The sequence below is a fragment of the Rhodopseudomonas sp. BR0G17 genome (assembly GCF_010907025.1).
Classification (GTDB): Bacteria; Pseudomonadota; Alphaproteobacteria; order Rhizobiales; family Xanthobacteraceae; genus Rhodopseudomonas; species Rhodopseudomonas palustris_H.
In genome coordinates this window covers 73,659-96,654 of record NZ_QUML01000003.1, presented here as the reverse complement: position 1 = coordinate 96,654, position 22,996 = coordinate 73,659, and the positions used below count along the sequence as shown (strand labels likewise).

The 22,996-nt window shown below is 66.3% G+C and carries 20 protein-coding genes; 11 read left to right on the top strand and 9 right to left on the bottom strand.

From position 1 onward, the window contains the following. Nucleotides 1-157 precede the first annotated feature (157 nt). Nucleotides 158-373: a hypothetical protein gene (locus DY467_RS04210; protein ID WP_107345766.1), complete on the top strand. Its 216-nt coding sequence runs from the start codon at nt 158-160 to the stop codon at nt 371-373. A 23-nt stretch (nt 374-396) separates the two neighbouring features. On the opposite strand, the gene DY467_RS04205 is transcribed toward DY467_RS04210, so the two are convergent. Next, nucleotides 397-834 (bottom strand): tautomerase family protein, encoded by a 438-nt coding sequence (locus tag DY467_RS04205; protein WP_246701455.1) that lies wholly within the window; start codon nt 832-834, stop codon nt 397-399. A 66-nt stretch (nt 835-900) separates the two neighbouring features. Here DY467_RS04205 and DY467_RS04200 point away from each other — a divergent pair, with 66 nt between their 5' ends. The 4 genes from DY467_RS04200 (at nt 901) to DY467_RS04185 (ending at nt 5,434) form a co-directional block, all read left to right on the top strand. Continuing rightward, on the top strand, nt 901-1,770 hold the full coding sequence (locus DY467_RS04200) for a LysR family transcriptional regulator (protein WP_246701454.1): 870 nt from the start codon (nt 901-903) through the stop codon (nt 1,768-1,770). Between the two features lie 108 nt (nt 1,771-1,878). Then, entirely contained in the window at nt 1,879-2,889 is a 1,011-nt protein-coding gene (locus tag DY467_RS04195) for a Fe(3+) ABC transporter substrate-binding protein (RefSeq protein WP_164634138.1), read from the top strand. Nucleotides 2,890-3,032: 143 nt separating this feature from the next. Then, nucleotides 3,033-4,679, top strand: a complete 1,647-nt coding sequence (locus DY467_RS04190; protein ID WP_164634137.1) for an ABC transporter permease — start codon at nt 3,033-3,035, stop codon at nt 4,677-4,679. A 116-nt stretch (nt 4,680-4,795) separates the two neighbouring features. After that, nucleotides 4,796-5,434 carry a hypothetical protein gene (locus tag DY467_RS04185; protein WP_164634136.1) on the top strand — a complete coding sequence of 213 codons (639 nt, stop codon included), beginning with the start codon at nt 4,796-4,798 and terminating at the stop codon, nt 5,432-5,434. A 20-nt stretch (nt 5,435-5,454) separates the two neighbouring features. On the opposite strand, the gene ftsH is transcribed toward DY467_RS04185, so the two are convergent. The 3 genes from ftsH to DY467_RS04170 form a co-directional block, all read right to left on the bottom strand. Continuing rightward, the gene (gene ftsH, locus DY467_RS04180) at nt 5,455-7,344 is read right to left on the bottom strand and encodes an ATP-dependent zinc metalloprotease FtsH (protein ID WP_164634135.1); all 1,890 of its coding nucleotides are present in this window, start codon (nt 7,342-7,344) and stop codon (nt 5,455-5,457) included. Between the two features lie 311 nt (nt 7,345-7,655). Further along, a complete protein-coding gene (locus tag DY467_RS04175) occupies nt 7,656-8,306 on the bottom strand; it encodes a 3-oxoacid CoA-transferase subunit B (RefSeq protein WP_011159690.1) in 651 nt (216 codons plus the stop codon). A gap of 11 nt (nt 8,307-8,317) precedes the next feature. Further along, on the bottom strand, nt 8,318-9,034 hold the full coding sequence (locus DY467_RS04170; protein WP_011159691.1) for a CoA transferase subunit A: 717 nt from the start codon (nt 9,032-9,034) through the stop codon (nt 8,318-8,320). Nucleotides 9,035-9,240: 206 nt separating this feature from the next. Here DY467_RS04170 and DY467_RS04165 point away from each other — a divergent pair, with 206 nt between their 5' ends. Next, a complete protein-coding gene (locus tag DY467_RS04165; RefSeq protein WP_164634134.1) occupies nt 9,241-11,187 on the top strand; it encodes an AsmA family protein in 1,947 nt (648 codons plus the stop codon). 142 nt (nt 11,188-11,329) lie between these two features. Here the strand turns inward: DY467_RS04165 and DY467_RS04160 are convergent, their stop codons facing one another. The 4 genes from DY467_RS04160 to DY467_RS04145 all read right to left on the bottom strand — a co-directional run bounded on the left by DY467_RS04160 (nt 11,330) and on the right by DY467_RS04145 (nt 15,266). Further along, entirely contained in the window at nt 11,330-12,130 is an 801-nt protein-coding gene (locus tag DY467_RS04160) for an ABC transporter permease (RefSeq protein WP_107356762.1), read from the bottom strand. A gap of 205 nt (nt 12,131-12,335) precedes the next feature. Continuing rightward, a complete protein-coding gene (locus DY467_RS04155) occupies nt 12,336-13,250 on the bottom strand; it encodes an ABC transporter permease (RefSeq protein WP_107345774.1) in 915 nt (304 codons plus the stop codon). Beyond that, a complete protein-coding gene (locus tag DY467_RS04150) occupies nt 13,247-14,392 on the bottom strand; it encodes an ABC transporter ATP-binding protein (RefSeq protein ID WP_164634133.1) in 1,146 nt (381 codons plus the stop codon). Before DY467_RS04150 ends, DY467_RS04155 begins: the two co-directional genes overlap by 4 nt. A 100-nt stretch (nt 14,393-14,492) precedes the next feature. After that, complete coding sequence (locus DY467_RS04145) at nt 14,493-15,266, bottom strand: TrmB family transcriptional regulator (RefSeq protein ID WP_246701453.1); 774 nt, start codon at nt 15,264-15,266, stop codon at nt 14,493-14,495. A gap of 262 nt (nt 15,267-15,528) precedes the next feature. Between DY467_RS04145 and DY467_RS04140 the strand changes: the two genes are divergently transcribed. The 5 genes from DY467_RS04140 to DY467_RS04120 all read left to right on the top strand — a co-directional run bounded on the left by DY467_RS04140 (nt 15,529) and on the right by DY467_RS04120 (nt 20,195). Then, complete coding sequence (locus tag DY467_RS04140) at nt 15,529-16,362, top strand: ABC transporter permease (RefSeq protein ID WP_107345777.1); 834 nt, start codon at nt 15,529-15,531, stop codon at nt 16,360-16,362. An 11-nt stretch (nt 16,363-16,373) separates the two neighbouring features. Next, on the top strand, nt 16,374-17,219 hold the full coding sequence (locus DY467_RS04135) for an ABC transporter ATP-binding protein (protein ID WP_164634131.1): 846 nt from the start codon (nt 16,374-16,376) through the stop codon (nt 17,217-17,219). 3 nt (nt 17,220-17,222) lie between these two features. Then, nucleotides 17,223-18,278 (top strand): ABC transporter substrate-binding protein, encoded by a 1,056-nt coding sequence (locus tag DY467_RS04130; RefSeq protein WP_107345779.1) that lies wholly within the window; start codon nt 17,223-17,225, stop codon nt 18,276-18,278. A 229-nt stretch (nt 18,279-18,507) separates the two neighbouring features. Then, on the top strand, nt 18,508-19,236 hold the full coding sequence (locus DY467_RS04125) for a flavin reductase family protein (protein WP_205502025.1): 729 nt from the start codon (nt 18,508-18,510) through the stop codon (nt 19,234-19,236). 11 nt (nt 19,237-19,247) lie between these two features. After that, nucleotides 19,248-20,195 (top strand): carbon-nitrogen hydrolase family protein, encoded by a 948-nt coding sequence (locus DY467_RS04120; RefSeq protein WP_164634130.1) that lies wholly within the window; start codon nt 19,248-19,250, stop codon nt 20,193-20,195. 39 nt (nt 20,196-20,234) lie between these two features. Here the strand turns inward: DY467_RS04120 and DY467_RS04115 are convergent, their stop codons facing one another. Further along, the gene (locus DY467_RS04115; RefSeq protein ID WP_205502023.1) at nt 20,235-22,913 is read right to left on the bottom strand and encodes a sensor domain-containing protein; all 2,679 of its coding nucleotides are present in this window, start codon (nt 22,911-22,913) and stop codon (nt 20,235-20,237) included. Nucleotides 22,914-22,996 lie beyond the last annotated feature (83 nt).

Here is a 22,996-nt window from a genome sequence, read left to right as displayed (position 1 = left end):
ACCTCATGGCCTGAATACCATTCGTGCAAGGTTTGATTCACTCTCGGCATTACAACACCGCTGCGTCGCAGAATTGCGCGATTCGATTGCAGCTATTCGAATTGCATTCCCCCGAGGGCTGTGTGCTAGACTATCTCGCACATGCACAATCCGGGGGATGCTCGTGAGTGCGAACTATCATGTCGCCGAAGGCGACCAGAATGCACTCGGTCAGTATCTGGTCGCCCGGGCGGCCAGCTGCAGCGCTGATCGACGTCCGCATCTGAAGATCGCCTGCATTCATTGTGGCGCCGAATACGTCGCCGCCGAAGTCAATTTCCATGCGTGCAAATGCCCGGCCTGTCAGAACGGTGCCGGCAACCTGCTGCTCTGAAGCCGTTGCCGTGCCGGACGTTGTCAGCCCGGCGCGCGATACGCATACGCCTCCTGCGTCACCCCGCCATAGCCATAGGCCGCCGCCCGGCAGTCGATGATATGGATATTCGAGTGCGGGTGCAGGTTACCAATCAGCTCTGACAGCAGCGCAAACGCCTCGCGGTGATACGCTGCCTTTTCCGCCTTGGTATTGGTCTCGTCGGTGATCGTGACCTCGAGCTTGAACGCGTTCTTGCGCCAGTCGCTGAGCGCACGGCCGGCGATGAACCACTGATCGGCCGGATGATGGCGGATGAACACCGCCGTACGATCGAGTTCCTTGCGCAGCACCCGGCAGGTGAGTTCGGCGACCGCGGCGGCGAGCCGTCCGGTCAGCGCCGGGTCGAGGGGGAGGGAAACCGTCAGGGTGATGCCGGGCATGTCCGCTGCTTTCTGGTGGTGGATGTCGATGCCGATCATGCCGCGGCTCTTTCCTCCTGAAAAACGGGAAGATACGATATCATCCATCTGGTTTTCAGGTGGATGATGAGCCGGCTGTTCGACCTCGATCTCCTCAACGCGCTGGTGGTGGTGGCCGAGACCGGCAGCCTGTCGGCGGCGGCACCGCGCTTATGCCGGTCGCAATCGGCGGTCAGCGAGCAGATCCGCAAGCTGGAGGAGATGTGCGGGCAACCGCTGTTTCGCCGCGGCAAGAGCGGCGCCAGCCTCACGCCCGCCGGCGAACGTCTGATCGGACACGCCCGCCAACTGCTGGCGCTGAGCGATGCCGCCTATCGGGACATGCACGCCGCCCAGCTCGCGGGCGAACTGCGGCTGGCGATCACCGATTACTTTCGGCCTGGTGCGCTGCCCGGCATCCTGCGCCGCGTGCGCGATCAGTTTCCGCATCTGCGGCTGCACGTCTCGATCCGCAAGAGCGCGCTGATCGAAGAGACCGCCGTTTCCGATGAGTTCGACATCGGCCTGTCGATGGCGATTCTCGACCGTCCGTCGCGGCGGAACGCGGCCAAGCGGATCAAGCTGCGGCGCGAGCCGCTGCTGTGGGTCGCCGACCGCTCGTTCGTGATGCCGGACGACGGCGTCCTGCCGCTCGTCGTGCTGCCCGACACCTGCTCGCTGCAGCGCTTCATCGCGCGCACACTGACGGCGCACCGGCTGCCGCACACGGTGATGCACTCGGCCTCCGGCGTCGGAGGACTGCACCTGGCGCTGGCCGCCGGCCTCGGGCTGACCTGCCTCAACGCGTCGGCCGTGCCGACGGACGCCGTGGTGCTAGCCGCGGGCAACCGGCTGCCACCGCTGCCCGAAGTCGAATTCAGCCTGGTTCCGCCGCGCCGCAACGAGCCGGCGCTGGTCGGCAAGGTCCGCGACATGCTGGCCGAGCAGCTAAGCTGACGGGCTTGCCGGGCTGGAATAGTTCTAATCGCGACATTGCGCCGCTGCACTGCCCTGATGGCCTGAGCTACTGACAAGCGTTCTCGATTTTCGTCAGGAGCCCGCCGTATGAGCCGTTTCCGTGCCGCTGCCCTCGCACTTGCCGCCGTTTTCGTGCCGTTCGCCGCCGGGGCCGCCGAGCAGGTGAACGTCTACACCTACCGCGAGACCAAGCTGGTGCAGCCGCTGTTCGATGCCTTCACCAAGGACACTGGGATCGCCGTCAACGTGATTTCGGCGAGTTCGGGCCTGGAGCAGCGGATCAAGGCCGAGGGCGCCGACAGCCCGGCCGACGTGCTGCTGACGGTCGACATCGGCCGGATCGACGATGCGGTGGCGGCGGGCATCAGCCAGCCGATCAACTCGACCGTGATCGACGAAATCGTGCCGGCGCAGTTCCGCGATCCGAACGGCCAGTGGGCCGGCATCTCGATGCGGGCGCGGGTGATCTACGCCTCGAAGGATCGCGTCAAACAGGAAGCGATCACCTATGAGGAGCTGGCCGACCCGAAGTGGAAGGGCAAGATCTGCATCCGCTCCGGCCAGCACATCTACAACAATGCGCTGTTCGCCGCTTACGTCGCCAAGCACGGCGAGGCCAAGGCCGAGGAATGGCTGCGCGGCCTGAAGGCCAATCTGGCGCAGAAGCCGTCCGGCGGCGACCGCGAGACCGCGCGTGACGTCGCGGCCGGCAAATGCGATCTCGGTATCGGCAACACCTACTACTGGGCGCTGATGCTGAACGATCCCGACAAGAAGGCCTGGGCGGACGCGACCCGCGTCGTGCTGCCGACGTTCGAAGGCGGCGGCACCCACGTCAATCTGTCGGGCGTGGTGCTTGCCAAGCACGCGCCCAACAAGGCCAACGCGGTGAAGCTGATCGAATGGCTCGCCGGCGAGAAGGCGCAGCAGATCTACGCCGACGCCAACTACGAATATCCGATCCGCGCCGGCGTGCCGCTCAACCCGATCATCGCCGGCTACGGCAAGCTGAAGCCGGATCCGCTGCCGATCGCCAAGATCGCCGCCAACCGCAAGGCTGCCTCGACGCTGGTCGACAAGGTCGGATTCGACAACTGAACGTCATCACACCTCCACCGCAGGCAGACTTCCCTCATCCTGAGGAGCCCGGCGAAGCCCTGAGGGCGAAGCCGGGCGTCTCGAAGGATGAAGCCAAAGATCACGTCCTCATGGTTCGAGACGGCGCTGCGTGCCTCCTCACCATGAGGACGGCGCCTAGTGCGTCCGACACCGAACTCGTCGTCCTCGGTCTCGCTCTCCTCACCGCCCTGCTCGTCGCCGCGCCGGTGATCAGCCTGATGCTGATCGCGCTGCAGCCGGCGCCGGAGGTGTGGTCGCATCTGATCGCCTATGTGTTGCCTCGCGCGGTGAGTGACACCGCGCTGCTGATCGCCGGCGTCGGCACGCTGACGCTGCTGATCGGCACCGCTACGGCCTGGCTGGTGTCGTCGCACGATTTTCCCGGCCGCTCCGCGCTGATCTGGCTGCTACCGCTGCCGCTGTCGGTCCCGACCTATCTGTCGGCCTACGTCTATGTCGATCTGTTCGAGCCGCTCGGGCTGGTGCATCGCGCCCTCAGCCTGACGATGCCGGCCGCCCAGGCGGTGCAATGGCTGCCGCCGATGCGGTCGCTGCCCGGCGCGATGCTGCTGCTCGCCGCAGTGCTGTATCCTTACGTGTATCTGTCGGCCCGCGCGGTGTTTCAGGCGCAGGGGACCGATGCGATCGAGGCCGCGCGGACGCTCGGCGCCGGCCGCTTCACCATCCTGCGCCGGGTGGTGCTGCCGATGGCGCGGCCTGCGCTGGCGGTCGGCGTTGCGCTTGCCGCGCTGGAGACGCTGAACGACATCGGCGCCTCCGAATATCTCGGCGTCCGCACCCTCACCGTGTCGGTGTTCAACACCTGGCTGAATCGCGGCAGCCTCGCCGGCGCAGCGCAGCTATCGCTGGTGCTGCTCGGCTTCGCCGCGCTGCTGATCGCGATCGAGCGCATCGGCCGCAGGAGCGCCAGCGTCGAGTTGTCGGCGGAAAGCCCGCGGCTGCGATCGCGGACGCGGCTGCGCGGGCTCAAGGGCGGCCTCGCCACCACGGCCTGTCTGCTGCCGCCGCTGTTCGGTTTCGTGCTGCCGGCCGTCTATCTGCTCGGCGAAAGCCTGCGCCGCAGCCTGTCGATCGGGATCGACCCGGCGCTGTGGCGGGACGCCCTGCACACCGTGACGCTCGCGGCGCTCGCGACCCTGATCGCGCTCGGGCTCGGGCTGATCGTGGTGCTGGCCGCGCGCTGGCGCGAGGCCCGCACGACGCGCGCCGCCATGGCGGTCGCCCAGCTCGGCTACACGCTGCCCGGCCTGGTGCTGGCGCTGGGGCTGCTGACCCCGGTGCTGGTGATCGATGGCACGGTCGCCAACATCTTCCGCTCCTTCGGTTATCCGTCGCCCGGCCTGATCCTGATGAGCACCGGCGGCGCGGTGGTGGCCGCCTATGTGATCCGCTTCCTGGCGGTGCCGACCGGGCTGTTGAAGGCCGGGTTCGACCGCATCCCGCGCGACTACGAAGACTCGGCCCGCGCCGCCGGCGCCGGCCGCCTCGTCACGCTCTGGAAGATCGACCTGCCGCTGTTGCGCCCGGCGCTGGTCGGCGCCGCAATCCTGGTGTTCGTCGACTGCCTGAAGGAGCTGCCGGCGACGCTGCTGCTGCGGCCGCTGAACGTCGAGACGCTATCGACCTCGATCTACCAATACGCCAGCCGCGGCAGCTTTGAGGATGGCGCGCTGGCGGCTCTGATCATCGTCGCCGCCAGCATTCCGCCGGTGATCTGGCTGACGCGATTCTCCGACCTGCCGGAATGAGCCGGCCGCCACGCTGCCGCCGTCATCCCGTGGCTGATGGGGTTCGGAACTCCGGCGCTGCGGCGATCCGCAGCACCGGCTGGCCCCGACCCGTCCACGACCGTATAATCCGCCCGATGACGCAGAACCGGATCTCTCCTGTCGCCGCCCGGTGCGGCCTCGCCCTCGCCGCGATGCTCCTCGCCGGAGCGTCCGCCCAGGCGCAGGTGGCACCGATCCGTTATTGGGTGCCCGGCGGGCCGTTCGGCTTCGGCGGCGGCGCGACCGAGAGCTGGCAGGCGCTGAGCTGGAGCGACGTCCCCGGCTTCACTGCTGAGACCGATGAGAATGGCGAGCTGCGCAGCGGCTTCGTGGCACGGAGCTATAGCGCTCCGGTGACACCGCTGGCCGGCGGCTTGGGCTGGAACAGCCCGGGCGGCGCCGGCGCATTCGGCAATTTCGGCTCGCTCGCGTCCGAAGGCTCGCAATACGGCTACCGCTTCAAGGGCGTCGGCGACATGCCGGTGACGCTGTTCGGCGGCGTCGACAGCCTGAAGTACAAGCCCGACGTTTTCACCTCGCTGACCTCCCCCGGCTTCGCCAGCAGCAACACCGCAGCCACCACCGTCAACGCCGGCATCGAGATCAAGCCGACCTCGAATGTCAGCCTGTCGTTGTCGGCCGGCTACACCCAGTACAACGGCACCACCGACAGCGACATCCGCTCCAACCTGCTGCCCGGCGAGTCGCCGATGTTCTCGGGCGGCCGGCGCTGATCAGTCGTGTCGGCACTGGCTCAGGCCGGTGCATCGGCCGGCGATTGCGGCACTGGCGCAGCTTGGCCGGCAAACGCCCGCAGGTCCTGCTCGTCGAGCGTCTCCTTCTCCATCAGCCGGCGTGCCGAGCGTTCGAGCTGGTCGCGGCGCTCGCCGAGCAGCTTGACGGTACGATCGAAGGTGGCATCGACGATGCGTTTGACCTCGTCGTCGACGGCCGCCGCGGTCTCATCGGAGTAACTACGCTCCTGCGGCCCGTAATACGGCTGGTCGCTCGCCAGGAACGAGCGGCGATCCTTCTCCAGCGCGACGTGCCCGAGCCGTTCGCTCATGCCGTAACGTGTCACCATGGCCCGGGCGATATCGGTGACCTTCATCAGGTCGTCGGCTGCACCGGTCGACAGATGGCCGAACACGATCTTCTCCGCGGCGCGGCCGCCGAGCAGCACCGCCATCTTGTTCTCCAGCTCCTCGCGGGTCATCAGGAAGCGATCCTCGGTCGGACGCTGGATGGTGTAGCCGAGCGCGCCGACGCCGCGTGGAATGATCGACACCTTGTGCACCGGGTCGACGCCGGGCAGCGCCATCGCCACCAGCGCATGTCCCATCTCGTGATAGGCGACGATCTCGCGCTCCTTCGGATTGAGCAGTCGGTTGCGCTTCTCGAGCCCCGCGACGATGCGCTCGATCGCGTTGTTGAAGTCCTGCATCGTCACCGCGTCGGCCTTGCGGCGGGTCGCCAGCAGCGTCGCCTCGTTGACGAGGTTCGCCAGATCGGCGCCGGTGAAGCCGGGCGTCAGCGCCGCGATCTGCTCGGGCGACACATCCGGGGCAAGCTTCGCCTTGGTCATATGCACGCCGAGGATCTGGATACGGCCGGCCTTGTCCGGGCGATCGACCAGTACCTGGCGATCGAACCGGCCGGCGCGCAGCAGCGCCGGATCGAGGATTTCGGGGCGGTTGGTGGCGGCGAGCAGCACCAGGCCGGTCGAGGAATCGAAGCCGTCGAGCTCGACCAGGAGCTGATTCAGCGTCTGCTCCTTCTCGTCATGACCGCCGGCGTAAGGCCCGATGCCGCGGGCACGGCCGAGCGCATCGAGTTCGTCGATGAAGATGATCGCCGGAGCCTTGGCGCGGGCCTGCTCGAACAGATCGCGCACCCGCGCGGCACCGACGCCGACGAACATCTCGACGAACTCCGAGCCGGAGATCGAGAAGAACGGCACGCCGGCTTCGCCCGCCACCGCTTTCGCCAGCAGCGTCTTGCCGGTACCGGGCGGACCGACCAGCAGGATACCCTTCGGCATCCGGCCGCCGAGCCGGCTGTAGCCGTCCGGATCTTTCAGGAAATCGACGATCTCTTTCAGTTCGTCCTTGGCCTCGTCGACGCCGGCGACATCGGCGAACGACACGCCGGTGTTGGATTCGACATAGACCTTGGCCTTCGACTTGCCGATCTGCATCAGACCGCCGCCGACCCCGCCGCCCATCCGGCGGATGATGAACATCCAGACGCCGACAAACAGCAGGACCGGGACCACCCAGGACAACAGGTCGCGGAAGAATGTGCTCTCGATCCGCCCGGTGACGACGACGCCCTTGTCCTGAAGCTGGCGCGCCAGATCAGGCTCCACCCGGGTGGTAATAAACATCGGCTTGCCGTCGATCGCTTCCTTGAAGCGGCCCTGGATGAAGCGATCCGACACCGCGACCTCGGCGATCTTGCCTTCGGCCAGATAGGTCTCGAACTGACTGTAAGGAAGCTGCGCGACGAGCGTCGCGGTGGTGAACAGGTATTGGAAGCCGAGCAAGACGAAGAGTGCGACCAGCCAGTACCAGATGTTGAACTGGGTCTTCTTGTTGAGCTCCACGACGGTGACTCCCCCGCTGCGCTCCCTCGACGGGAGCATTGCTCCTTCGTCCGACAAAGACGCCGCAGCTCACGGCCGAGTTCCCGCAGCCAACCCGCAGCAAAACGTGCGAGGAGCGGCAAGCCGCATCGCGAGCGGCGCTATGAGATCAGGCCTTGAGAGTGCGCGGCCGCGTGCAAAGGCTACGGCAAGTGAGCACCTGCCGGGCGACACACTCAAGCGGCGTGCCGGCCCCGCATCACAGGGCCGGTACCGCTCGATCTAGGGGAACAGTAACGGGTTTCAAGATCACCGGACACCGCGCGGCGTGCCGCCGCAGCTTCACGGCGGCGGTGCGCGGCGCCGCGGAATCAGGCGTTCTTCAGCGCGACGCGGAATTCGGCTTCGGTCTTGGCCTTGACCTCGTCGAGGGTGACGCCGTCGGCAAGCTCGATCAGCGCCATGCCGTCGTTGCCGTGCTTGTCGATGGTAAACACCGCAAGATCGGTGACCACCATGTCGACGACGCGCTCGCCGGTGAGCGGCAGGTTGCAGGTCTTCAACAGCTTCGGGCCGTCCTTGGCGGAATGCTCCATCACCACGACGACGCGCTTGACGCCGGCGACGAGATCCATCGCGCCGCCCATGCCCTTCACCATCTTGCCCGGAATCATCCAGTTGGCGAGGTCGCCGTTCTGCGCGACCTGCATGGCGCCGAGAATGGAGAGATCGATATGGCCGCCGCGAACCATCGCGAAGGAATCGGCCGACGAGAAGTAACTGGTCGACGGCAGCTCGGTGACGGTCTGCTTGCCGGCGTTGATCAGGTCCGGGTCTTCTTCACCCTCGTAGGGGAACGGCCCCATGCCGAGCATGCCGTTCTCGCTCTGCAGCACCACGTCGACGCCATCCGGGATGTAGTTCGAGACCAGCGTCGGAATGCCGATGCCGAGGTTGACGTAGAAGCCGTCGCGCAATTCCTTGGCGGCGCGCGCCGCCATCTGTTCGCGGGTCCAAGCCATCAGGGATCTCCTCAGCTCGCCGCCGATTCGGCACGCTTGCGGGTGGTACGCTGCTCGATGTGTTTCTTCGCGTTCGGCACATGGACGATGCGCTGCACGAAGATGCCCGGGGTGTGGATATGATCCGGATCGATCTCGCCCGCCGGCACCAGATGCTCGACCTCCGCGATGGTGATCTTTGCCGCAGTCGCCATCATCGGATTGAAGTTGCGCGCGGTCTTTCGGTACACGAGGTTGCCGGCGGTATCGCCCTTCCAGGCGTGGACGATCGCGATGTCGCCGAACAGGCCGCGTTCCATCACGTATTTCTCGCCGTCGAACTCGCGGATTTCCTTGCCTTCCGCCACCAGCGTGCCGACACCGGTCTTGGTGAAGAACGCCGGGATGCCGGCGCCGCCGGCGCGGATGCGCTCGGCCAGGGTACCCTGCGGGGCGAATTCCAACTCCAGCTCGCCGGCCAGAAACTGCTGCGCGAACAGCTTGTTCTCGCCCACATAGGACGAGATCATTTTCTTGATCTGGCGGGTTTCGAGCAGCCGGCTGAGGCCGATGCCGTCGACGCCCGCATTGTTGGAAACGAAGGTGAGATCCTTGACGCCCGCGTCGCGGATCGCGTCAGACAGGGTCTCGGGAATGCCGCAAAGGCCGAAGCCGCCGGACATGATCATCATGCCGTCCCGCAAGATGCCGTCGAGTGCCGCCTTGGCGTCGGGGTAGACCTTGTTCATGATGCAGGGACCTTTGAGCGGGCTTTGCTGCGATTAGGTCTATTAGGCAAAAACCCCGCAACCCGTCAATTGCACCAGGCCCCGTAACACCCGGAAAGCCTTGAAAGCGCCAAGAAAACCGAGCAAGTTGCGCCCCGGGTCCGGCCCTGTTGGGAGCCGCCTCTCACACACCTCATTCACGCTCACGTTCCGGAAACTGGTTGGCGATGGCCCAAGGAATTAAGCGCCTCGGGATCTCGGTGGCGGTGCTGATCGCCGTCGCCGTGACAGGGGCGTTCGCGCTGTCGCTGACGATCGATCGCGGCGCCCTGCGCCAGGCCGTGGAGCAGCAGCTTCGCGCCGCCACCGGCCTGAAGCTGGTGGTCGACGGCGATATCGACGTCACCATCTTCCCGCGCAGCACCGTGACGTTCAGCAACGTACGCTTGAAGAGCGACGAAGACGGCGGCGCCGACGCGGCGCTCAGCGTCAAGACGCTGATCACCAATTTGCGGCTGCTGCCGCTGCTGCTGCGCCGGTTCGAGATCGCCGACGTGATGCTCAACCAGCCGTCGATCCACGTGGTGCGCGACGCCGACGGCCGCAGCAACTGGACGCCGTTCATCGACAGCCTGACCCGGACGATGAAGCCGGGTCTCGACGATCAGGTGTCGTTCTCCGAGATCCGCCTGCAGGACGGCGAACTCAGCTATCGCGACGAAACCGCCGGCGTTCACGAGCACATCGACGACATTGACCTGTCGCTGGCATGGCCCTCGATCTCGCGCACCTTCGCGGCGACCGGCCAGTTCGACTTCCGCGGCGAACGCCTCGACGGCTCGATCACCGTCGCCGACTTCATCGCGGCGCTGCGCGGCGACACCTCGGGCATCAAGCTGCGCCTCGCCGGCGCGCCGATGAAGATCGCGTTCGACGGCACCATCACCAACAGAACCAGCCTGTCGTTAATCGGCACGGTGAGCGCCGACAGCGCCTCGCTGCGCAACGCGCTGCGCTGGGCCGGACAGGAGCCTCCGGGCACCGGCGGCTTCGGCCGCTTCGCGCTGAAGGCCCGCGCCAATCTGGTCGGCTCTTCGATCGCGCTCACCAACGTCAACGTCGAGCTCGACAAGAACGTCGCAGAAGGCGTGATGACTTACAGCATCGCCGGCGGCCATCAGGGCCTGCAGGCGACGCTCGCTGCGGGCAGCATCGACGTCACGCCGTATCTGTCGACGATCCGCCTGCTCGCCAGCGGTGCGCGCGACTGGAACCGGCAGTTGTTCGATCTGTCTTCGGCCGATCCGGTCGATCTCGATATGCGGCTGTCGGCCGCGAAAGTTTCGATCGGCAGCACCACGCTCGGCCGCACCGCGATCAGCGCCAATCTGCGCGGCGGTGCACTGGCGCTCAGCGTCGGCGAGGCTCAGGTGTATGGCGGCATCGCGCAAGGCACGTTCGGCATTTCGCGCTCCGACAAGGCCGCCAGCATCAAGGCGCAATTCCAGTTCAACGACGTCGAGTTGCAGACCTGCGCGGCCGACCTGCTCGGCGTGCGCAACCTGTCGGGACGCGGCAACCTCAGCGTGTCGCTGGAAGCCGAGGGCGCGAGCCCGTTCGGCCTGGCGCAATCGCTCGACGGCTCCGCGCTGCTCACCGGCCATGACGGCGCGATCAGCGGCTTCAACGTCGAACAATTGCTGAAGCGGCTGGAGCGGCGGCCGCTGTCCGGCGGCGGCAATTTCCGCAGCGGCAACACCCCGTTCGACAAGCTCACCGTTTCGGTGCGGTTCGCCGATGGTATCGCCACTGCCGACGAGGTACGGATCGACGGTCCCACCGCACGGATTTCGCTGAGCGGCACTGCCTCGGTGCCGGCGCGCGAATACGACCTGAAGGGCGTCGCCAGCCTCGCCGGCGGCTCCGCCGCCAAGCCCGGCTTCGACCTGCCGTTCATCGTGCAGGGCCCGTGGGACGATCCGCTGATCTTCCCGGATCCCGAAAGCCTGATCCGCCGCTCGCCCGCCTCGGCGCCGCTGCTCGACGCCGTGAAGGATCGCAAGACCCGCGACACCGTCCGCTCGGTGCTCGAACGCATCACCGGCAAAAAACAGGACGCCGAGCCGCCGGCCGACGCACCTGCCGCCGCGCAACCCGAGCCGAAGGCGAACTGATCAGCTCAGCGCGATCTGCGTAGCCGCTGGCTACGCACCGGCATGCCCCTCTCCGTCATTGCGAGCGTAGCGAAGCAATCCAGCTCGCCCTGGAGCGCGCCTGGATTGCTTCGTCGTCGGAGGGACGGGGCCTAATGACACCTCACATCGGCGCGGCGTTGTCGGCCTGGGTCTTCGACAGCTTCGACGCCAGTGAGGCGATAACGATCAGCACCGTCACGGCCGCGATGATCAGGGTGCAGATCGCGTTGATCTCCGGCTTCACGCCGAGCCGCACTTCCGAATAGATCCGGATCGGCAGCGTCGTCGAGCCGGGACCGGTGGTGAAGCTGGCTATCACCAGATCGTCGAGCGACAGCGCGAACGCCAGCATCCAGCCCGCCGCGATCGCCGGCCAGATCAGCGGCACGGTGGCGCGCAGGAATGCTTCCACCGGTGCGCAGCCGAGATCCATCGCCGCCTCCTCGATGCTGCGGTCGAGCGCATGCAGCCGCGACTGCACCACCACGGCGACGAAGCACATCGTCAGCGTGGTATGGGCAATCACCACCGTCCAGAATCCGCGCTCGGCGCTGATCGCGACGAACAACAGCAGCAGCGACAGCCCGGTGATCACTTCCGGCATCACCAGCGGCGCATACAGCATCCCGGAAAACAGCGTTCGGCCCTTGAAATGGCCGGCACGCGACAGCGCCACCGCCGCCAGCGTGCCGAGCACCGCCGCTGCCGTGGCCGAGGTCAGCGCCACGCGCAGGCTCATCCAGGCGGCATCCAGCATCGGCTGATCCTGGAAGAACTCGCGATACCAGCGCAGCGACCAGCCGCCCCACACCGTAACCAGGCGGGAGTCGTTGAACGAATACACCACCAGGATCACGATCGGCAGATACAGAAACGCCAGCCCCAGCGTCAGCGAGACGAGGTTGAAACGGGAGAGCTTCATGTTTTTGTACCCTCCCCTGGAGGGGGAAGGTCGGCGAGTAGCGCGCGAAGCGCGGTGCTCGCCGGGGTGGGGTGAGCCGCGGGCACAGCGGATGAACTCTTCGCCACCCCACCCCGCTCGCTGCGCGAGCGACCCTCCCCCTCCAGGGGAGGGTATTCTTCGCAGCAACCTGAGACTACGCTCGGGACAAAGGCTATCCCGCCCATCACGACCTCCCCTCGAGTTGGCGTCGCTGCGCGCGCTCGTAGATCAGCAGCGGCAGGAGCAACACGCCGAGCAGCAGCACGGCCAGTGCGGATGCGACCGGCCAATCGCGGTTGGTGAAGAACTCCAGCCACAGCGTCTGGCCGATCATCGGCGAGGTCGAACCGCCGAGCAGATCGGGGATGACGAATTCGCCGACGATCGGGATGAAGCAGAGCAGCACGCCGGCGCCGATGCCGGGCAACGACAGCGGGAACGTGACCAGCCAGAAAGCCTGCCGCGGCGAGGCGCCGAGATCGGCAGCGGCTTCCGACAGCGAATGCGGCAGCTTCGCCAGCGTCGCGTACAGCGGCAGCACCATGAACGGCAGATACGAATACACGATGCCGACATACATCGCGGTGTCGGTCGACAGCCACACCACCGGCTTCGAAACGATGTGCAGCGCCAGCAGCAGCTGATTGAGCAGGCCGTCGTGCTGCAGGATGTTGATCCAGGCGTAGATCCGGATCAGGAACGAGGTCCAGAACGGCACGATCACCAGCATCATCGCCAGCGGCTGCCAGCGTCGCGGCAGCCGCGCCATCGCGTAGGCGATCGGATAGCCGATCAGCAGCAGAATCGCGGTCGACACCGCCGCGACGGTGAGGCTGCGCAAGTAGGAAACGACGTAGAGGTGGTCGCCGAAGATCAGCTTGAAATTGTCGGCCGACAGCGCGTCGAACGCCGCACGCAGCGCGGTCCAGCCGGCGGCAAGATCGAACACCGGCGTATAAGGCGGCTGCGCGATCGCGGTGTGCGACAAGCTGATCTTCACCACGAAGCCGAACGGCACCAGGAAGAACAGCAGCATCCAGACATAAGGCGCAACGGCGGCGAGCCGCGCCGGCTTGGTGAAAATCCGGCGGCCACTCATCGGGTCAGCACCACGCAATCGTCGGGCGAGAACCACGCCACCACGTGCTGGCCGGCGTGATACGCGTCGACGTCGAGCCGCGTCGTATTGGCCATCGCGGCCAGCAAGGTGGCGCCGTGATCGAGCCGAACCTTGTAGCTGGTCATGCCGCCGGCATAGCCGATGTCGGTGATGGTGCCGTCGAGCCGGTTGATCGCATCGGCATGGCCGGCGTCGGCGGCAGGGCCGCGCAGCGACAGCTTGATCTTCTCCGGCCGGATCGCGACGCAGATCGCCTCGGCCTCCAGCGGGGTGCGCGGCTCTGCCACCACGACCTCGCCGGCCCCGCCGGTCGCGACGGTGATGCGGCCGTTGTCGCGGCCGGCGACGCTGCCTTCCAGCATGTTGACGTCGCCGACGAACTCCGCGACCCAGCGCGACGCCGGCGCTTCGTAGAGCTGCCGCGGTGCCGCGACCTGATCGAGCTTGCCGGCGCGCATCACGCCGATCCGGTCGGCCACGGTCATCGCCTCCTGCTGATCGTGGGTGACGATCACGAAGGTCATGCCGAGCCGCTTCTGTAGCGCCATCAGTTCCAGCTGCGTGCTTTCGCGCAGCTTCTTGTCCAGCGCCGCCATCGGCTCGTCGAGCAGCAGCAGTTTCGGCCGCAGCGCCAGCGCCCGCGCCAGCGCGACGCGCTGCTGCTGGCCGCCGGAGAGCTGATCCGGCTTGCGCTTGCCGAGGCCTTCGAGCCTGACCAGCGCCAGCATCTCGGCGACCCGCGCCTTGATCTCCTTGCGCGGCAGCCGCGCCCGCTTCAGCCCGAACGCGATATTGGCCGCGACGGTGAGGTGCGGAAACAGCGCGTAGTTCTGGAACATCATGTTGACCGGGCGCTCGTGCGGCAGCACCGCAGCGATATCCACGCCGTTCAGCAGGATGCGCCCGGCATCCGGCGTCTCGAAGCCCGCCAGCATCCGCAGCAGCGTCGTCTTGCCGCAACCGCTGGGACCCAGCAGCGCGAAGAACTCGCCGGCCTTGATGTCCAGCGACAGCCGGTCGACGGCGACGAAGCCGCCGAACCGTTTCTCCACGGCTTCGATACGCAACAGCGGCTCACCGGCAACCTCGGCCGGCGCGGAATATCCAGCGTGCTCCGTCATTTCCTCAGCGTCTCTACAGCTCCAGGCCGGTTCGATCAGAACCGCAAGCTGTAGCGGCCTATCGCACGCTACTCAACCGTCGCGAACGCCGGTACTTCGCTCATCCCTCGCCGTCGGGCGTCAGGATCGCCGGCTGGGTATCCGGCGTACTGAGACTCCACATCGCGTCGAACATCGAGGCCTGGAACGCGGCGAATTCGGCGCTGTCGATGATCAGCCCGTAACTCTCGCGTGCGGACGAGATCAGGCAGACTTTGTTGCCGTAGATGAAACAGGTCATCGACAGCGTGTGCTCGTGCGGCGCGTAGCGCAGCTCGCGGCACAATTCCTGGCTGGACGGCCAGATCGGCGCGATGTCGCGCTCGACCGAGCGGATCACCCGGAGCCAAATGCCGCGGCGGGCGCGCTCCTGCAGGTAGTGCTCCATTTCTTCCAGGCCCGGCTCGGCCATCAGTTCACGCATCGACAGCGTCGCGCGCAGCACTTTGTCGCCGCCGGACAGCGTATCCCACAGCGTGGTGCGGATACCTTCGGGCCCGGGATGGAAGCGTACGTTCGGCTGGCCGCTCTCGTGGTGATACATCGAGCGCAGCACCGGCATCACGTCTTCCAGCATCTGCCGGCGTGCTTCCAGCCGCTCCAGCAGGATGCCGGGCTCCTGGGCCACGACGAAGCGCCGCTTGCCGTGGTCAACGAACCGGACCAGCCCCTCGGCTTCCAGCTTGGCGAGCGCATCATGCGCGGTGGTGCGCGGCAGGCCGGCCTTGGCCGCGACCGCCGTCACCGACGCGCCGCCGAGCCCGACGGCGGTCAGATACAGCTTGTAGAGCGACCCGGTGATGCCGATCCGGGCCAATTTTCCTTCGATATCCAACGTCGTCCCCCACCGCCGAAGCGCGCCGACCATGTCCGATCTCGGCCGCAACGTCTATTGTCGGATTTTCCCGACGATTTATGGCCGAAATTGACCGCAATGCACAATGCACCGGCAAATGGCGCCAAGTTAAGCGGATATTCCGCGGTTTTGCTCGATTTATGTTCCGGCGCCCAGCCGATTCCGATTGACGGATTTGTCCGACATATTCCAAAGTCCATGGGTCACGCGACGACGGAGCGCGACCAAAGGAGGATTGCAGATGGAAGCGGAAGCCGATGCGGGCCGCCTGCCGGTTGAAACGATGAGGCCGCGGTTCGCGATGATTCAGAATGCCTTTGCAGGGCGGCCGATGCGGGCCGCGGTCGGTCTCACCGCGTTCTTCGCGATCTGGCAGGCGATCACCCAGCTCAATCTGGTCGACGGCTTCCTGCTGCCCTCGCCGGTCGCGATCGCCGAAGCGCTGTGGCAACTCGCGCTCGACGGCTCGCTGTGGGTGCATCTCGGCGCCAGCCTGCAGCGCGTCGCGGTCGGCTTCCTGCTCGCCTGCGTGGTCGGCCTGGCGCTCGGCTTGCTCTGCGGCTGGTGGCGCACAGTGTCGGACTACGTCCGGCCGGTGATCGAAGCGCTGCGGCCGATCCCGCCGCTGGCCTGGATCCCGATCACCATCCTGTGGTTCGGCCTCGGCGACGCCGCCTCCTACTTCCTGGTGTTCCTCGGCGCCGTCTTCCCGGTGTTCATCGCCACCTACACGGCGATCCGCGGCCTCGACCGCAACCAGATGAACGCCGCGCTCTGCCTCGGCGCCAAACCCTGGCAGCTGTTCACCGACGTGCTGATCCCCGCCTCGCTGCCGATCATCCTGCCCGGCCTGCGCATCGCCCTCGGCGTCGGCTGGATGTGCGTCGTCACCGCCGAACTGATCGCCGCCCAGACCGGCCTCGGTTACCTGATCCAGCAGTCGCGCATGCTCTTCCAGATCAACAACGTCGTCGCCGGCATGGTGACGATCGGACTGATCGGCTTCGCGATGTCCGCCATCCTTGAACGTATCGAGCGGCGCGTGAACGCGTGGGCTCCTTCCGAGCGCAGCTGAGGGCCCTCACCATGAACGCACAATTCGCACCCGCCACCTTGGCCGCCGCCGAGCTTGCCGTGCCGCAGGCGACCACCGCGGAGGTCCAGATCGACATCCGCAATGTCGGCAAGGTGTACGACTCCAAGACTACCCACCAGGCGGTGATTGCGCTCGACGGCGTGTCGCTGCGCATCAAGAAGGGCGAGTTCATCTCGCTGCTCGGCCCATCGGGCTGCGGAAAGTCGACGCTGCTCAGCATCATCGCCGGCTTCCAATTGGCCTCGAGCGGCCAGATCCTGCAGGACGGCCGGCCGATCTCGAAACCTGACGCGTCGCGCACCGTGGTGTTTCAGGACTACGCACTGTTCGGCTGGATGACGGTGCAGCAGAACGTCGAGTTCGGCCTGAAGGCGAAAGGCATGCCGAAAGCCGAACGCGCCGAGATCGCGCGGGCGCTGATCAAGACCGTTCATCTCACCGGCTTCGAAGACAAGTATCCGCACCAGATGTCCGGCGGCATGAAGCAGCGCGCCGCGATCGCCCGCGCGCTCGCGCCCGATCCCGACATCCTCCTGATGGACGAGCCGTTCGGCGCGCTCGACGCCCAGACCCGGGTGCTGCTGCAGGAAGAAATCGCCCGCATCTCCTCGGAGGCCGGCAAGACGGTGATCTTCGTCACCCACGGCATCGAAGAGGCAGTGTTCCTCGCCGACCGCGTCGTGGTGATGAGCCCGCGGCCCGGCCGCGTGCGCGACGAAGTGCTGGTGCCGCTGCCGCGGCCGCGCACTGCCGAAATGCGTTCCGATCCATGGTTCGTCTCCACGGTCAACGACCTCTGGGAGACGCTGAAGCCTGAATGGCAAAAAGGGGAATAAGCCGTGACAATTACGCTATCGCGCCGCCGCTTCGGTCAGCTCGCCGCCGGCTTTGCCGCCACCATGCCGCTCGCGGCCCCGTCGATCCTGCGCGCGCAGGGTAGCGATGTCGTCAAGATGGGCTGGTTCAACACCACCACGGTGTCGGCCCAGATCGCCCACGTGCTGATGCGCACCGATATCGCGGAGCGTCACGGCCTGAAGATGGAGATGATCCAGCTCGCCGCATCGCCGGCGATCACCGAGGCGCTGGTCTCCGGCGCGGCCGACATCGGCACGTTGTCCGACTTTGCCGCCGTCACCACGATGGCGATCGGCGCGCCGGTCACCACCGTGTCGTCGCAGGCGATCTTCCGCTCGGCCGTGCTGACGACCAAGAAGTCGGGCATCACCGATTTGGCCGGCCTCAAGGGCAAGCAGATTTACGGCACCTTCGGCATCACCGCGTTCCAGAACGCGCAGGAAGCCGTGGCGAAGGCCGGACTGACGCCGGGCAAGGACGTCACCTTCGTCAATGTCGGCCCCGCCGAACTCGCCGACGCGGTCGGTTCGCAGCGGATCGATGCGTTCTTCACCTACGACCCGTTCGTATCGTTCTTCGAGAACGCCGGCTTCGCGCAGGTGGTATCGCAGAACGTCACGCCGGTGATCGTGCTCGCTGCCAATAACCGCTTCTTCAAGGACCGCCCCGACGTGCTGAAACGGATGCTGATGGCGAATTCCGAAGCGCTGTTCTTCGCCAGCCAGAACCACGATCTGGTCAATGGCTGGTTCCGCACGCTGGAGCCCGCCAAGAACATTCCGGTCGAGGTGCTGGAGAAGGCGTCGAGCTACGATCCGGCGTGGAGCGCCAAGTCGTTTAGCGACATCAAGGCGACCCTGACGCCGGCGCAGATCGCCAAGATGGACACGCTCGCCAAATGGGGCGTCGAGAACAAGCTGCTGCCACGCGTGCCCGACGTCAGCAAGTTCGTCGACACCACGATCGCCAGCGCGGCCGATAAGGAAGCCGTGGCCAAGGGCTTCGACCCGAAGAGCGTGAAGATCACCCGGGCCTGAGAACGAACATCACGTCCGAACCTTCTGCCAATGGATTTTGGCACATCTCTCAACCTCGTCATGGCCGGCCTCGTGCCGGCCATCCACGCCTTGCAGCTTGGACCGCAAGAAAGGCGTGGATGGCCGGGCCTCCGCCGCGCCGAAGCGGCTTCGGCCGCGCAGGCGGGACAAGCCCGGCCATGACGGATAATGACTTTCACCCGCGCAGCGCCGCGGTGGCAGGATTGTGATGAGCACTACGCTGATATCATCTCCGGTCGATGTGTTAGATCGGCCGAGCGACAAGCCCTTCGCCGGCGTCGAGCAGCCGCAGCGCCACTTCGATTTCGCCAAGATGTCCGGCGCTGATCGCTATCGCCTGCTCGCCTCCACCATCATGCCGCGGCCGATCGCCTGGGTCGTCACGCGCTCGCCCGACGGCTGCGTCAACGCCGCCCCCTACTCGTTCTTCAACATGTTCGGCTCCGATCGCCCCGTCGTCGCGCTCGGCATTCTGGCGCGGCCCGACGCACCGAAAGACACAGCCGCGAACATCCGCGCCACTGGCGAATTCGTTGTCAACCTCGTGCCGTTCAGCCTCGTCGAGGCGATGAACGCGACCTGCGTCGAAGCACCACCGGAGGTCGACGAACTCGATCTCGCCGGTCTTCAGACGCTGCCGAGCGTCGCCGTCTCCCCGCCGCGCATCGCCGCCTCGCCGGTCGCATTCGAATGCCGCCGCACCCACTGGCTCGACACCGGCCCCGGCCAGGTGATGGTGGTCGGCGAAGTGCTGCACGCGCACTACGCTCAGCACGTCCTGACCGGCGATCCGGAGCGCCCGCGCGTCGACCACGCTGCGCTCGATCTCGTCGGCCGGATGCACGGCGCCTCCGCCTACACCCGCACCCGCGATCTGTTCGATCTCGACCGTCCGCTTTGGCAGGACGCGCAGGTCACCCTCACCACCGCATCATAAGGACTCATCAGATGGCCAAGTTGAAAGTCGCAGCAGTGCAGGCGACGACCATTCCGTTCGACGCCGCGGGCGCGACCGCGCGCACCGTCGCCTTGATCGGCGAAGCCGCCGCCAAGGGCGCAAAGGTTGCGGTGTTTCCGGAAGCCTTCATCGGCGGCTATCCGAAAGGCCTCGACTTCGGCTGCGCAATCGGACGGCGCACGCCGGAAGGCCGCGAGGATTTCGCCCGCTATGTCCGCGGCGCGATTACCATTCCAGGACCGGAGGTCGATCAACTGGTCGCCGCCTGCGCCGAACACGACCTCCACGCCGTGGTCGGCGTGATCGAGCGCGACGGCGGCACGCTGTATTGCACGGCGCTGTATCTGGCGCCGACCGGCCTGCTCGGTATCCATCGCAAGCTCATGCCGACCGGCTCGGAGCGGCTGGTGTGGGGCTTCGGCGATGCTTCGACGCTCACCGTGGTCGACACGCCCTACGGCAAGCTAGGCGGCGCGATCTGCTGGGAGCACTACATGCCGCTGATGCGCGCCGCCTACTACGCCAAGGGCGTGCAGATCTGGGCCGCGCCGACCGCCGACGACCGTGAAACTTGGATCGCCACCATGCGCCACATCGCGCTGGAAGGCCGCTGCTTCGTGATCGGCGCCTGCCAGGTGATGCGGCGCTCCGACTTCCCGGAAGACTATGCCAGCCGGATCGAGGCCGGTCCGGACGAGTGGATGATGCGCGGCCGCTCGGTGATCGTCGGGCCGCTCGGCGAAATCCTCGCCGGCCCGCTGCTCGACGAAGAAGGCATCCTGACCGCCGACATCGACACCGACGACATCCTCGGTTCGAAGCTCGACTTCGACGCGGTCGGCCACTATTCGCGGCCGGACCTGTTTACGCTGCACGTCGATGAGCGGCCGCAGACCCCGGTGGCGTTCGGCGGCAAGCCGGGTAACACCGACGCCTAAGCTCTCGACGAACTTCTGCGCGCTAGGCGAAGCGGGCGATCAGCCTGCTTCGCGAGCGCGGAGCGGGGTGCTGTCGTCGAGCGCATCGAGCCCGACCAGCCAGCGATACTGATCGATCGGCGCCGGCTTGCCGATCAGATAGCCCTGCACCGCATCGCAGGACTCGTCGACCAGGAAGTCGAGCTGATCCTGGGTCTCGACGCCTTCGGCCACCAGCGTCACGCCGAGGCCGTGGCCGAGGCCGATCACGGCGCGAACGATCGCCGCCGATTGCGGATTGCGGCCGAGATTCATGATGAAGGCGCGGTCGATCTTGATCTTGTCGAACGGGAACGCCTGCAGATAGGTCAGCGAGGAATAGCCGCTGCCGAAATCGTCCATCGACACCCGGACGCCGAGCGCCTTCAGCCGGCGCAGCAGCGACAGGCCGCGATCGAAGTCTTCGATCAGCACGCCCTCGGTGATTTCAAGCTCCAGCCGGCCCGGCTCGAGCCCGGTCTGCAGCAGCACCTCGTGCACGAAGGCGACCAGATCGGTGTTGAGGAATTGCGCCGGCGACAGGTTGACGGCGACCTGCAGCGGCCGCGCCCATGAGGCAGCCTGACGGCAGGCTTCACGCAAGATCCACTCGCCGAGCTCGACGATAAGCCCGCTCTCTTCGGCGAGCGGAATGAACTCGCTCGGCGGCACGAAGCCGCGGGTCGGATGGCGCCAGCGCGTCAACGCCTCGAAGCCGACGATATCGTTGTTGCCGACGCGCTTGGTGCTCGACGCCTGCGGCTGGTAGTACAGCGACATCTCGCCGTTGCGGATCGCGTTCGACAGATCCTGATGCAGCACCCGGCGGTCGCGGATCTGCATGTCCATTTCGGGCTCGAACACCGTGACCGAGCCGCGCGCCTTGGCCTTGGCGCGGAAGAGCGCAGCGCCGGCATTGGCCAGCAGCGAAGCGGCGTCGGTGCCGTTGGCAGGAAACAGCGCGACACCCGTGGTGACGCCGATCCGCACCGTCTTGTCGTCGATGACGAAGCCGGGCGCGAGCGCTTTCGCCACCATGCCGGCGAGATTGCGCGCCGCGGCCGGCTGCGGGCCGTCGATGATCAGGCCGAATTCGTCGCCGGACAGACGCGCCACCACGCCGCCGCGCGACGCCCATTCGATCCGCCGCGCCACCTCGACCAGCAGCTTGTCGCCGATCGCGTGGCCGAACACGTCGTTGATCTCCTTCAGACCATCGAGGTCGACGGAGAGCACCGCGAATTCATCGACCGCGTTGTCACACGCCTCGATCATCTGGGTCAGCGACTTCAGGAAGGCGTCGCGGTTCGGCAGGTTGGTGAGGCCATCGTGATACGCCATGTGGGCCATCCGCGCCTCGGTCTGGCGGCGGTCGGTGACATCCACATGGGTCTTGATCAGATAGTTCACCTGGTCGGCCTGATCGGTCACGGTCATCCGGCGGGTGACGAACAGCCGCAAGCCGCCGGCGGTCGAGATCGGATGCTCCTCGACGACGAGGCCGCCCTTGCGGATCGCCAGTTCGTCGCGCTCGGCGATCAGCCGCGCTTCCTTGGCGTTGAAGATTTCGCCGGTGGTCAGCCCGGTGGCATCCTCGCGGCGGCGGTTGAGAATGATCTCGGCGCCGCGATTGGCGAGCACGTAGCGGCCGTCCGCGGTGTTCTGCACCGTCAGCGCCACCGGAATGTTGTCGATCACCAGTTCGAGGAAGCGCTTGGTCTTTTCCAATTCGACCGACAATGCGCGGCGATTGGTGATGTCCTCGAACAGCGCGATCAGGAATTCAGGCTCGCCGTGTTCGTTGCGGGCGACCACGCGGTTGCTGGCGAGAATGCGATCACCCCGCCCCATCTCGACGGTCAGTTCGGACTGATAGGCGCCGGTGGTGGATTGCAGCGCGCTCTCGTCCGCCGCGCGGATGCTCGCCGCGGAGCGCGCCGGATACAATTGGTCGGCGGTGGCGCCGATGATCTTGTCGCGGCTCAGCCCGGACAGGGTCTCGAACGCCCGATTGGCCAGGATGTAGCGGCCGTCTTCGATGCTCTTGGCGGCGACGCAGACCGGGATGTTGTCGATCACCGATTCCAGGAACTGCTTGGTGGTCGACAGCTCCTTCGACATCCGGCGCAGTTCGCTGCAATCGTCATGGGTCGCGATGGTGCCGCCATTGGCGAGCCGCGAGAACTTGACCTGGATGCAGCGGCCGTCAGGCAGTTCGGAAACATAACCCTGCGGCAGGCCGGCGTTGCGGTAGAACTCGTCATTGGTGAGATCGAGCATCCCGCGGGCACGGCGCAGCGCCAACAGATCGCGCCCGGGCATTCCCGGCGCGACCTCGGCGCGCGTCAGTTTGTACATCTCGAGATAGCGATCGTTGCAGAACACGATCCGGCCCGAGGAGTCGGCGATGACGACGCCCTGCTGCAGCTTGTTCAGCACGGAATCGACCAGCATGTTTTTGCGGCGATGGGCGCGGCGCTGCTTGCGCAGCATCGAGGTCGCCCACAGCGCGGTCGCGCACATGAATGCCGCGACGACGAAGCCGCCGATCAGCAACTCCCAGAGGATCTCGGGCTCGATGTTGCCGATGTAGCTGGAGGGCACGAAGCCGGACGCCGCGTTAGCCGCCGTCGAAAACAGACAGGTGCCCAATGCAGCACATGCTGCCCCCCTGCCCGCTTTCCTCATCCGCGCCGTCATAAAACACCCAGAGATTGCAATCCGAGTCTGGTGCAAGAGATGTTTGGAACATGTAAACACCGCTGGCCCGGCAGGCAGTGATT

Excerpts from the sequence above, each read along its gene's own strand:
- DY467_RS04210 (WP_107345766.1), top strand. The coding sequence starts at position 158 with ATGCTCGTGAGTGCGAACTATCATGTCGCCGAAGGCGACCAGAATGCA.
- DY467_RS04185 (WP_164634136.1), top strand. The coding sequence starts at position 4,796 with ATGACGCAGAACCGGATCTCTCCTGTCGCCGCCCGGTGCGGCCTCGCC.
- DY467_RS04170 (WP_011159691.1), bottom strand. The coding sequence starts at position 9,034 with ATGAACAAGGTCTACCCCGACGCCAAGGCGGCACTCGACGGCATCTTG.
- DY467_RS04160 (WP_107356762.1), bottom strand. The coding sequence starts at position 12,130 with ATGAAGCTCTCCCGTTTCAACCTCGTCTCGCTGACGCTGGGGCTGGCG.
- DY467_RS04165 (WP_164634134.1), top strand. The coding sequence starts at position 9,241 with ATGGCCCAAGGAATTAAGCGCCTCGGGATCTCGGTGGCGGTGCTGATC.
- ftsH (WP_164634135.1), bottom strand. The coding sequence starts at position 7,344 with ATGCTCCCGTCGAGGGAGCGCAGCGGGGGAGTCACCGTCGTGGAGCTC.
- DY467_RS04135 (WP_164634131.1), top strand. The coding sequence starts at position 16,374 with ATGAACGCACAATTCGCACCCGCCACCTTGGCCGCCGCCGAGCTTGCC.
- DY467_RS04155 (WP_107345774.1), bottom strand. The coding sequence starts at position 13,250 with ATGAGTGGCCGCCGGATTTTCACCAAGCCGGCGCGGCTCGCCGCCGTT.
- DY467_RS04125 (WP_205502025.1), top strand. The coding sequence starts at position 18,508 with ATGAGCACTACGCTGATATCATCTCCGGTCGATGTGTTAGATCGGCCG.
- DY467_RS04115 (WP_205502023.1), bottom strand. The coding sequence starts at position 22,913 with ATGACGGCGCGGATGAGGAAAGCGGGCAGGGGGGCAGCATGTGCTGCA.
- DY467_RS04175 (WP_011159690.1), bottom strand. The coding sequence starts at position 8,306 with ATGGCTTGGACCCGCGAACAGATGGCGGCGCGCGCCGCCAAGGAATTG.
- DY467_RS04140 (WP_107345777.1), top strand. The coding sequence starts at position 15,529 with ATGGAAGCGGAAGCCGATGCGGGCCGCCTGCCGGTTGAAACGATGAGG.
- DY467_RS04200 (WP_246701454.1), top strand. The coding sequence starts at position 901 with ATGAGCCGGCTGTTCGACCTCGATCTCCTCAACGCGCTGGTGGTGGTG.
- DY467_RS04190 (WP_164634137.1), top strand. The coding sequence starts at position 3,033 with ATGAGGACGGCGCCTAGTGCGTCCGACACCGAACTCGTCGTCCTCGGT.
- DY467_RS04150 (WP_164634133.1), bottom strand. The coding sequence starts at position 14,392 with ATGACGGAGCACGCTGGATATTCCGCGCCGGCCGAGGTTGCCGGTGAG.
- DY467_RS04195 (WP_164634138.1), top strand. The coding sequence starts at position 1,879 with ATGAGCCGTTTCCGTGCCGCTGCCCTCGCACTTGCCGCCGTTTTCGTG.
- DY467_RS04120 (WP_164634130.1), top strand. The coding sequence starts at position 19,248 with ATGGCCAAGTTGAAAGTCGCAGCAGTGCAGGCGACGACCATTCCGTTC.
- DY467_RS04205 (WP_246701455.1), bottom strand. The coding sequence starts at position 834 with ATGATCGGCATCGACATCCACCACCAGAAAGCAGCGGACATGCCCGGC.